Genomic DNA, 291 nt, shown 5'->3' with positions numbered 1-291 from the left:
TAATGATAAACAGATTAGCTAAGCTTATTCCAAACTTTATTGGAGGATCAGCAGACTTAGCACCATCTAACAAAACTCATATGAGTGATAGAGGAGATTTCTCAGCTGAAGATAGAAGTGGATCAAACCTTCACTTTGGAGTTAGAGAACATGCTATGGCAGCTATTGTAAATGGTATGTATGCTCATGGTGGGCTTAAAGTATTCTGTGCAACTTTCTTCGTATTCAGTGATTACATGAAGGGTGCAATGAGATTATCAGCTCTTATGAACTTACCAGTAGCTTATGTTT

General features: G+C 37.1%; 1 pseudogene. It reads left to right on the top strand.

From position 1 onward, the window contains the following. Positions 1-291: pseudogene (locus GXK56_RS27600) on the top strand (transketolase); the annotation flags it as partial.

The organism is Clostridium sp. C2-6-12 (assembly GCF_009928485.1).
Classification (GTDB): Bacteria; Bacillota; Clostridia; order Clostridiales; family Clostridiaceae; genus Clostridium.
The sequence above is the reverse complement of the archived record's forward strand: the minus strand, read 5'-3'. Positions and strand labels throughout refer to the sequence as shown.